Raw genomic sequence first — 9,337 nt, 5'->3', positions numbered from 1 at the left:
GGACAGGGGCGCCCCGTTCCCGTACGCGCTGATGCCTACTCGGCGTCCTTGCCGTCGATGCCCAGGCCGGGCAGCAGGCCCGGCAGGAGCGGGGGCAGGGTGACGTCCGGCTTGCCCGGCGGGGTGGACGACTTGTCCGCGGAGGGTGAACCGCCTTCGGAACCGCCGGTCTTCGGCGGGTCCAGCAGACCGCCGGTGCTGCCGCCGAGCAGTCCGTCGCCGCTGTCGCCGGTGGCGGAGTCGCTGGGGGTGCCGGGGGTGCTGTCCCGGTCCTTGCCGCTCGCCGACGGGGTGCCACCGGTGCTCGGGGAGCCGGACCGGTGGCTGCCCGCGGAGCCGGACGGGGTCACGCCGGGACGCTTGCCGCTGTGCCCGTCGTCGCCCTTGGCCGGGGGCGGCTTGGGCAGCAGCGACTCCAGCGGGGCGACCTCTTCGTCTATGGCGTCGAAGACCGAGGAGACCTCGTCCTTCACATCACCGAGCTGGAGCGGGAGGCGGTCGCTCAGCGTGCTCCACACCTCGCGGTGCGAGCGGGAGAAGGCGGAGAGTGCCTGGATCGGGCCGAGGGAGTCGGGGTCCGCCTCGTAGGCCGCGTGGAGGAGGCGGTGGCCCTCGGTGACGTCGTTGCGCATGCCGGAGAGGGTGCGGCGGATCTCGCCGATGGACTCGTGGTCCAGCCGGCCGCTCCGGTCGCGCTCCATCAGCCTGCGGGCCTCGTTGAGGCGGGTGGAGGCGTGGTCCAGATACGCCTGGCCGCGCTCCCCGTCGCCCTCGCTGAGGTAGTTGAGCTGGAAGTCCTCGATGCCGCGCTTGAGTCCGTAGAGCGAATCGCCGGGCAGGGCCTCGGAGCTGGCGGCGGCCACTCCGCCGAAGGCGCCGGCGGCCACGCCCACGCTCAGGCCGCCCGCGGTGAGTCCCTTGGCCAGCCGGGACCTCGGGCGCAGCTTGCTCAGCGGGCCGGCGCGATGCGCGCCCCGGCCGGGGGAACGCTGGCCGGGCACCGGTGCCGGAGCCGCTCCGCCCAGGGTGCCTTCCTGGAGCATGGCCTCCATCGCGGCCACCAGCTGGGCCCGCTGGACGGCCTTGACCTCCGGGTCCAGCTGCGGCTTGGGCAGCTCACCGAGGCCGTCCACCAGGGCCAGCAGCTCACCCTGCCCGGATCTGTCCTCGGTGGGCGGTGATCCCGCCCGGTGCGCGTGCTCGGCCGCCGTGTCCCGGTCGGACTGTTCCTCCAGGGCCTGGGCGAAGGCGTTCGCCCGCCGGTGCGCCGATACGTTCGCAATCACTGGCGGCACCTCCTCTCGTCATGACGGTCGACTCCCCAGGCGGTCTCCTGAGGGTTGCACGCCCATGGCCACATCCACCCGATCGAGCGATCGAAGTGGGCCAGGACGTGACCACAGGGAGCCTGTATCCCGCACAACGAGCGGCTCGGCACTTGGGTTACGCACGAGGGGCCGCCGGATCGCAGAACCAACTCACTTTCACCAAGGGTGAGTTGACCGTCGCTCTGCGTCGCGGGGCGGCCGGCCTCAGCGGGCGTCTTCCGGGAGGAGCCGGGCGAGGGTGCGCACGGCGCGGTACTGGAGGGTCTTGATGGCGCCCTCGTTCTTGCCCATCACCCGCGCGGTCTCGGCGACCGACAGGCCCTGGAGGAAACGAAGGGTCACGCACTCCTGCTGCTGGGGGTTGAGTCGGCGCACCGCGTCCAGCAGCGCGGCGTTGGAGAGCGACTCCAGGACGGAGTCCTCGGGCGAGCGCGCGACCTCGTTGGCGTCGAGCATCTCGCCGGTGGTGACCTCCAGCCGGAAGCGGCTGGACTTGAAGTGGTCGGCGACCAGGTTGCGGGCGATCGTCACCAGCCAGGCGCCGAAGTCGCGGCCCTGCCAGGTGAAGGTGCCGATCCTGCGCAGGGCGCGCAGGAAGGTCTCGCTCGTCAGGTCCTCGGCGGTGGCCTTGCCGCCCACCCGGTAGTAGATGTACCGGTACACGGTGTCGCTGTACTGCTCGTAGAGGCGTCCGAAGGCGTCCGCCTCTCCTGCCTGGGCGCGTTCGACCAGGTCCATCATGCGGGCGCTGTCACTGTCCGCGGCCGGCCGGCGGGCGGCGGGCGCGCCCGTGGAGCGGGCTCGTCTGCCGACGGCCGCGCCGCGTTCGGCCAGTGCGTAGCACGGGCCGAGGGGCGCGGCGCCGGCGCCGGCGAAGGCGGGGACGGTGTGCGCGGTGGGGACGAGGCCGCGCAGCGTGTCTTTGACCGTTGCGACAGTTGCGCGCAGCGTAGCCAGGCCCGAGGCGTCAACCCCGACGTGTGGGTACACGGGACTCCCAGAGGCAGAGCTTCCATCACGTGCAGTGCGGGCCCTTTCACCCGTCGTAGCGACGGAGGGGTACCGGTTTGCGTCTGAGGAGAATAACGCTTCGTGTAGACCCTGCTACACCCAGTTGCTCAAATCGCCGATTAGGTCGCCTTTGTTAGCGATTGGCGACTGTTCAACTAGCCGAACATGATCGGTTGTTGATCGGAACTGGGCTGATTTCTGTGAAAGCTGAGGCGTGTTCGAAGTCCGGATGCATAATTCGGGCGCGCGGGACCCGCTCAGCGGCGGCGGCGGCTCAGGGCGATCGCCGCGGCTGTGCCGCCCGCCACCGCGCCGACGCCCGCCGCCGCCGGGATGCCGACCTTCGCGGCCTTGCGGCCGGTGCGGTAGTCCCGCAGCCGCCAGTCCTTGTCGCGGGCGTGCCGGCGCAGCTTGGCGTCCGGGTTGATGGCGTAGGGGTGGCCGACCAGGGAGAGCATCGGGATGTCGTTGTGGCTGTCGCTGTACGCGGCGCAGCGCGACAGGTCCAGCGCCTCGGCGGCGGCCAGCGCCCGTACCGCCTCCGCCTTGGCCGGGCCGTGCAGCGGCTCGCCGACCAGGCGGCCGGTGTAGACGCCGTCCACCGACTCCGCGACCGTACCCAGCGCGCCGGTGAGGGCGAGGCGGCGGGCGATGACCTGGGCGATCTCCACCGGGGCCGCCGTCACCAGCCAGACCTTCTGTCCCGCGTCCAGGTGGGCCTGGGCCAGTGCGCGGGTGCCGGGCCAGATGCGGTCGGCCATGTACTCGTCGTAGATCTCCTCGCCGATCGTCTCCAGCTCGGCCACGCGGTGGCCCTGGACGATGGAGAGCGCCGAGTCGCGGGCCTCCCGCATGTGCTCGGGGTCCTCGACCCCGGCCAGCCGGAACCACGCCTGCTGCCAGGCGAACCGGGCCAGCTCGCGGGTCTTGAAGAACTTCCGCTTGTACAGGCCGCGGCCGAAGTGGAACAGGGCGGCGCCCTGCATCACGGTGTTGTCGAGATCGAAGAAGGCGGCGGCCCGGTCGTCGCCGAGCACGGGGAACTCCGGTTCCCGCCCGGCGCCCTCGGGCTCCGTCTGTTCCTGGTGTTCCTGCGAGGACTTGCGGGCGGCCTCCGCGGAGGCCTCGCCTGCCAACACGCTCCGCGCCGTGGCGGAACGCCTACGGGGGGTGAGCCATCCAAGAGCGGCCATGGCTGGAGCATAGCCAGTCCGTCCGCCGGTTCCGGAGCCGAGAGGTTCGGAGTCCGTGAACTCCGGGCATACGTATCCCCCACCGGGCGCGGGCCGGGCGGGGGCGCGGGGCGGGACAATGACCCGTATGAGTCCCCTCTTCCGGCGCAAGGCCGCCCCCCAGGAGCGCCTGGTCACCCTGATCCGCAAGCCCGGCTGTCATCTGTGCGACGACGCGCAGGCCGTGGTCGAGAAGGTCTGCGGCGAACTCGGCGTGCCGTGGGAGGGGCGGGACATCACCGAGGACCGGGCGCTGCACGACCAGTACTGGGAGCAGATCCCGGTGGTCCTCCTCGACGGCGAGCAGCACACCTTCTGGCGGGTGGACGAGGGACGGCTGCGCCGCGCGCTGACCGGGTGACGAATGGCGCAGGAGTGGTCCCATGGGCATGAAACACGCCGAGTGTGTAGTTTTGCCCCCCGGTAGCGCTCCGCAACGGGCATGCGTGACCCCGGTCACGTTGGCCGGGCAAATCGGACACCATCTTTGTGCACACGTTCACAAAGACATAGCCTTCTTGTCGACGGGGCGGTCCGGGGAAGCATGACCGCTCGCAGCCCCGCTCTACCCGCAGGAGCACCGTGGCAACTGGCCGAACTCACCGACCGGCGACCCGCAGCCGAGGGATTCCCGAGGCCACCGTCGCCCGGCTTCCGCTGTACCTCCGCGCGCTGACGGCACTCTCCGAGCGCTCGGTCCCCACGGTCTCCTCCGAGGAACTGGCCGCGGCGGCGGGCGTCAACTCCGCCAAGCTCCGCAAGGACTTCTCCTACCTGGGCTCCTACGGCACCCGCGGGGTCGGGTACGACGTGGAGTACCTCGTCTACCAGATCTCCCGTGAGCTGGGCCTCACCCAGGACTGGCCGGTCGTCATCGTCGGTATCGGAAACCTCGGCGCGGCCCTCGCCAACTACGGCGGCTTCGCCTCGCGCGGCTTCCGGGTCGCGGCGCTGATAGACGCCGACCCCGCGATGTCCGGCAAGCCGGTCGCGGGCATCGGGGTGCGGCACACCGACGAGCTCGAGAAGATCATCGAGGACAACGGTGTCTCCATCGGCGTCATCGCCACCCCCGCCGGCGCCGCCCAGCAGGTCTGCGACCGGCTGGTGGCCGCCGGGGTGACCTCCATCCTGAACTTCGCGCCGACCGTGCTGACCGTCCCGGACGGCGTCGACGTGCGCAAGGTCGACCTCTCCATCGAGCTGCAGATCCTCGCCTTCCACGAGCAGCGCAAGGCCGGCGAGGAGACCGCCGCCGGCGACGGCGCCGTACCCGCGGCCGCCAAGCGTCCGAGCGCCGCCGACCAGGGACCCGACGGGGACGTGCCCGCCGTGATGCCGGCATGAGCCTCCTCGTCGTAGGGCTGAGCCACCGCAGTGCCCCGGTCAGCGTGCTGGAGCGGGCCGCGCTGAACTCGGACGCCCAGGTCAAGCTGCTCCAGGACACCGTCGCCGCCGACCCGGCGACCGAGGCCGCGGTGCTGGCCACCTGCAACCGGATCGAGCTGTACGCCGACGTCGACAAGTTCCACGCCGGTGTCGCCGAGCTGTCCACGCTGCTCGCCCAGCACAGCGGGGTGGGCCTGGAGGAGCTGACGCCGTTCCTGTACGTCCACTACGAGGACCGGGCCGTCCACCACCTGTTCTCGGTGGCGTGCGGGCTGGACTCCATGGTCGTCGGCGAGGGCCAGATCCTCGGCCAGATCAAGGACGCCCTCGCCCGCGCCCAGGACCTGCACACCGCCGGCCGGCTGCTGAACGACCTCGTCCAGCAGGCCCTCAGGGTCGGCAAGCGCGCCCACTCCGAGACCGGTATCGACCGCGCCGGGCAGTCCCTGGTCACCTTCGGCCTGGAACAGCTCGCCGCGAGCACCGACGTGCCGGGCTGGGCCCGGGGGCGTACCGCGCTGGTCATCGGCGCCGGGTCGATGTCGTCGCTGGCCGCCGCCACGCTGGCGCGGGCAGGGGTCGCCGAGATCGTCGTCGCCAACCGCACCTTCGAGCGCGCCGAGCGGCTCGCGCGGATCCTCGGCGAGGCCGAGGGCGCCACCGCCCGCGCGGTCCGGATGGACGCGGTGGCGGCGGAACTTACACGTGCCGACGTGGTCGTCTCCTGTACCGGCGCGACCGGTCTGGTGCTCACGGCGGACTCCGTCGCCGAGGCCGTCGCCGGTCGCACCGGGGAGCCGGCTGCCGACCCGGGTGCCGCCGCCCCGGCCGGGACCTCCGCGCTGCCTCCGGCCGGCGTCGGGACCGACGAGAACTGCCCGCTGGACCTGGCCTCGGTACAGGGCACGCCCGGCTTCTCCGTGCACGGCGAGGCCGCCGTCGCGGGCATGGACGCGGCGACCCTGGAGCAGCACGCGGCCTGGGTCGGCGAGGGCACCTCGCTGCTGGAGCAGGGCCGCGAGCACGACGCGGGCGGCCGGTTCACCCCCGACGCCGACGCCGGGCTGATCGCCGCGCTCGCCGAGGCCGCCGCCACCGCCGGCCGCGTCCCCGAGTACCGCAGGCCCGAGCCGGTCGCCGCGATCCCGCGCCCCGCCCCCGCCGTCTTCCTCCTCGACCTCGCCATGCCCCGCGACATCGACGCCGCCGTGCACCGGCTGGCCGGGGTGCGCCTGGTGGACATCGAGTCGCTGGCCGAGGCGTCCGCCGACGCGCCGATGGCGTCCGACGTGGACCAGGTTCGGCGTATCGTCTCCGACGAGGTCGCGGCGTTCGGCGCGGCACAGCGGGCGGCGCACATCACCCCCACCGTGGTCGCGCTGCGCACCATGGCCGCCGATGTCGTAGCCGCCGAGGTCGCGCGGCTCGACGGGCGCCTGCCCGGCCTGGACGCACGCCAGCGCGGCGAGATCCGGCAGACCGTGCACCGGGTCGTGGACAAGCTGCTGCACGCGCCGACCGTACGGGTCAAGCAGCTCGCGGCCGAGCCCGGGGGCACCGGGTACGCGGACGCGCTGCGGACCCTGTTCGACCTCGACCCGGAGACGGTCGCCGCCGTCTCGCGGGCCGTGGACAACACAGACGAGAAGGACCGACCGGCATGACTGACAAGGCACTGCGACTGGGGACGAGGCGGAGCAAGCTCGCCATGGCCCAGTCCGGGCAGGTGGCGGACGCCGTGAGCCGGGTGACCGGCCGGCCCGTCGAGCTGGTCGAGATCACCACGTACGGCGACGTCTCCCGGGAGGCGCTGGCGCAGATCGGCGGCACCGGCGTGTTCGTCACGGCGCTGCGGGACGCGCTGGTGCGCGGCGAGGTGGACTTCGCGGTTCATTCGCTCAAGGACCTGCCGACCACGCACCCCGAGGAGCTGGCGCTGGCCGCCGTGCCGGTGCGCGAGGACCCGCGGGACGTGATCGTGGCCCGGGACGCGCTGAAGTTCACCGACCTGCCGCGCGGCGCGCGCATCGGCACCGGCTCACCGCGCCGCATGGCGCAGCTGAACGCGTACGCGCGCACCCACGGCCTGGACATCGAGACGGTGGCGATCCGCGGCAACGTGGACACCCGCATCGGGTACGTCCACGAGGGGCGGCTCGATGCCGTCGTGCTCGCGGCCGCCGGACTCAACCGGATCGGCCGGATCGACGAGGTGACCGACTTCCTGTCCGTCGACACGGTTCTGCCCGCCCCCGGCCAGGGGGCCCTGGCGATCGAGTGCAGGACGGGGCACACCGCCCAGGACGCTGCCCTCGCCGCGGCCCTCGGCGAACTCGACGACCCGCACACGCGGGCCGCCGTCACCGCCGAACGGTCACTGCTCGCCGCGCTGGAGGCCGGCTGCAGCGCCCCTGTGGGTGCGCTGGCCGACCTCCTGATCGACGGGCCTGTAATCAAGGAAATGCGCCTGCGCGGCGTCGTCGGCACGACCGACGGCTCCAGCATGGTGCAGCTGTCCACCACCGGTTCCGTGCCCCTGACGCACGACGGGGCGAGGGCACTCGGGCGCGAACTCGCCACCGAGATGCTCGCCCAGGGCGCGGCCGGTCTGATGGGGGAGCGAGCACATTGAGCCCCACCGCCTTTCCCGCCGGTCCCGAGCACGGGCACGTCACCTTCCTGGGTGCCGGACCCGGAGATCCGGGACTGCTGACTCTGCGCGCCGTGGAGGCGCTGTCCCACGCGGACGTCCTGGTCGCCGAGCACGAGGTGCTCGACGTGATCCGGACGCACGCCCGGCAGGGCGTCTCCGTCGTGCCGACGGAGGCGGCCTCCGCCCCGGACGCGCTTCCGGGCGCACCTCAGCTGACAGTCGTTGACGGTGCGTCAACTCCCGCTGTGGCCCCGGCCGCTGCCCAGGATGCGGCTCATCTTGTCATGGAGGCCGCACGGGGCGGCAGGCGGGTGGTCCGTGCGGTCGCCGGTGATCCGGGACTGGACACGGACGCCGCCGAGGAGATGCTCGCCTGCGCCGCCGCCGGCGTCCCCTTCGAGGTCGTCCCCGGTGTCGCGGCCGCTACCGGTGTGCCGGCGTACGCCGGTGTGCCGCTGCGGGACGCGCGGGGCGCGGACGTGCGTTTCCTGGACGCGCGTACCGTCTCCGGGCGCTGCTGGACGGAGGCGGGTGCCTCGGACGGCACGGTGGTCGTCTCCGCCTCGCTGGACTCGGTCGCGGCGGCCGCCGCCGAGCTGGTCTCGGCGGGCCGCAAGCCGGACACCCCGCTGACGGTGACGGTCGCCGGTACGACGACCCGCCAGCGCACCTGGACGGCGACGCTGGGCACGATCGCGCAGACGCTGAAGCAGGCCAAGGTGCTGCCGTCGCCGGACGGCGGCCGTCCGGTCATAGCCGTGGTCGGTGAGCGGTCCGCCGCCGCCCGCCGCGACCAGCTGTCGTGGTTCGAGTCCAAGCCGCTGTTCGGCTGGAAGGTCCTCGTGCCGCGCACGAAGGAGCAGGCCGCCTCGCTCTCCGACCAGTTGCGCTCCTACGGCGCGGTGCCGCACGAGGTCCCGACCATCGCCGTCGAGCCGCCGCGCACCCCGCAGCAGATGGAGCGCGCGGTCAAGGGCCTGGTCACCGGCCGCTACGAGTGGATCGCGTTCACCTCGGTCAACGCGGTCAAGGCGGTCCGGGAGAAGTTCGAGGAGTACGGGCTCGACGCGCGTGCCTTCGCGGGCATCAAGGTGGCGGCGGTGGGCGAGCAGACCGCGAGCGCGCTGATCGCCTTCGGTGTGAAGCCGGACCTGGTGCCGAGCGGTGAGCAGTCGGCGGCGGGCCTGCTGGAGGACTGGCCGCCCTACGACCCGGTCTTCGACCCGATCGACCGGGTCTTCCTGCCGCGCGCCGACATCGCCACCGAGACCCTGGTGGCCGGGCTGATCGAGCTGGGCTGGGAGGTGGACGACGTCACCGCGTACCGCACGGTCCGCGCGTCGCCGCCGCCGCAGGAGACCCGTGAGGCGATCAAGGGCGGTGGCTTCGACGCGGTGCTCTTCACCTCGTCCTCCACGGTCCGCAACCTGGTCGGCATCGCGGGCAAGCCGCACAACGTGACGGTGATCGCCTGTATCGGTCCCGCGACCGCCAAGACGGCCGAGGAGCACGGGCTGCGGGTCGACGTGATGGCTCCGGAGCCCTCCGTCCACAAGCTGGCGGAGGCCTTGGCCGCCTTCGGCATGAAGCGGCGTGCCGCCGCGGTGGAGGCGGGCGACCCGGTGACCCGGCCGAGCGAGCGGCGGCCGGGGGCGCGCAGACGTCGTACGACGACCTGAGGTCCGTGACGGCATGAGCGGGGTGTCCCTTTTCGGGGGCACCCC

Annotated in this window: 8 protein-coding genes; 5 read left to right on the top strand and 3 right to left on the bottom strand. The window is 72.7% G+C overall.

The genetic code is table 11. From position 1 onward, the window contains the following. Positions 1–35: 35 nt before the first annotated feature. The 3 genes from ACFWN1_RS04995 to ACFWN1_RS04985 form a co-directional block, all read right to left on the bottom strand. The gene (locus ACFWN1_RS04995) at positions 36–1,286 is read right to left on the bottom strand and encodes a DUF5667 domain-containing protein (RefSeq protein WP_384358271.1); all 1,251 of its coding nucleotides are present in this window, start codon (positions 1,284–1,286) and stop codon (positions 36–38) included. Positions 1,287–1,532: 246 nt separating this feature from the next. Further along, complete coding sequence (locus ACFWN1_RS04990) at positions 1,533–2,318, bottom strand: ECF subfamily RNA polymerase sigma factor, BldN family (RefSeq protein ID WP_384358269.1); 786 nt, start codon at positions 2,316–2,318, stop codon at positions 1,533–1,535. Positions 2,319–2,596: 278 nt separating this feature from the next. Then, entirely contained in the window at positions 2,597–3,532 is a 936-nt protein-coding gene (locus ACFWN1_RS04985; protein WP_384358267.1) for an HAD family hydrolase, read from the bottom strand. A gap of 118 nt (positions 3,533–3,650) precedes the next feature. On the opposite strand from ACFWN1_RS04985, the gene ACFWN1_RS04980 reads away from it, so the two are divergent. From ACFWN1_RS04980 to ACFWN1_RS04960, 5 genes are all read left to right on the top strand, one after another. Further along, complete coding sequence (locus ACFWN1_RS04980; protein ID WP_384358265.1) at positions 3,651–3,932, top strand: glutaredoxin family protein; 282 nt, start codon at positions 3,651–3,653, stop codon at positions 3,930–3,932. A 221-nt stretch (positions 3,933–4,153) separates the two neighbouring features. Then, a complete protein-coding gene (locus tag ACFWN1_RS04975) occupies positions 4,154–4,918 on the top strand; it encodes a redox-sensing transcriptional repressor Rex (RefSeq protein WP_384358263.1) in 765 nt (254 codons plus the stop codon). Further along, positions 4,915–6,624, top strand: coding sequence for a glutamyl-tRNA reductase (locus ACFWN1_RS04970; RefSeq protein WP_384358261.1), 1,710 nt, complete (start codon positions 4,915–4,917; stop codon positions 6,622–6,624). The genes ACFWN1_RS04975 and ACFWN1_RS04970 overlap by 4 nt, the downstream gene beginning before the upstream one ends. Next, the gene (hemC, locus tag ACFWN1_RS04965) at positions 6,621–7,592 is read left to right on the top strand and encodes a hydroxymethylbilane synthase (RefSeq protein WP_384358259.1); all 972 of its coding nucleotides are present in this window, start codon (positions 6,621–6,623) and stop codon (positions 7,590–7,592) included. The genes ACFWN1_RS04970 and hemC overlap by 4 nt, the downstream gene beginning before the upstream one ends. Next, positions 7,589–9,292, top strand: coding sequence for a uroporphyrinogen-III synthase (locus tag ACFWN1_RS04960; protein WP_384358257.1), 1,704 nt, complete (start codon positions 7,589–7,591; stop codon positions 9,290–9,292). Before hemC ends, ACFWN1_RS04960 begins: the two co-directional genes overlap by 4 nt. The last annotated feature ends 45 nt before the right edge of the window (positions 9,293–9,337 follow it).

This window comes from Streptomyces sp. NPDC058459 (assembly GCF_042721685.1).
In the GTDB taxonomy this organism is placed as follows: Bacteria; Actinomycetota; Actinomycetes; order Streptomycetales; family Streptomycetaceae; genus Streptomyces.
This window is presented reverse-complemented; position numbering and strand designations above follow the sequence as displayed.

What these genes read in the sequence shown, in the direction of transcription:
- ACFWN1_RS04970 (WP_384358261.1), top strand. Translation starts at nt 4,915, where the DNA reads ATGAGCCTCCTCGTCGTAGGGCTGAGCCACCGCAGTGCCCCGGTCAGC.
- ACFWN1_RS04980 (WP_384358265.1), top strand. Translation starts at nt 3,651, where the DNA reads ATGACCCGTATGAGTCCCCTCTTCCGGCGCAAGGCCGCCCCCCAGGAG.
- ACFWN1_RS04985 (WP_384358267.1), bottom strand. Translation starts at nt 3,532, where the DNA reads ATGGCCGCTCTTGGATGGCTCACCCCCCGTAGGCGTTCCGCCACGGCG.
- hemC (WP_384358259.1), top strand. Translation starts at nt 6,621, where the DNA reads ATGACTGACAAGGCACTGCGACTGGGGACGAGGCGGAGCAAGCTCGCC.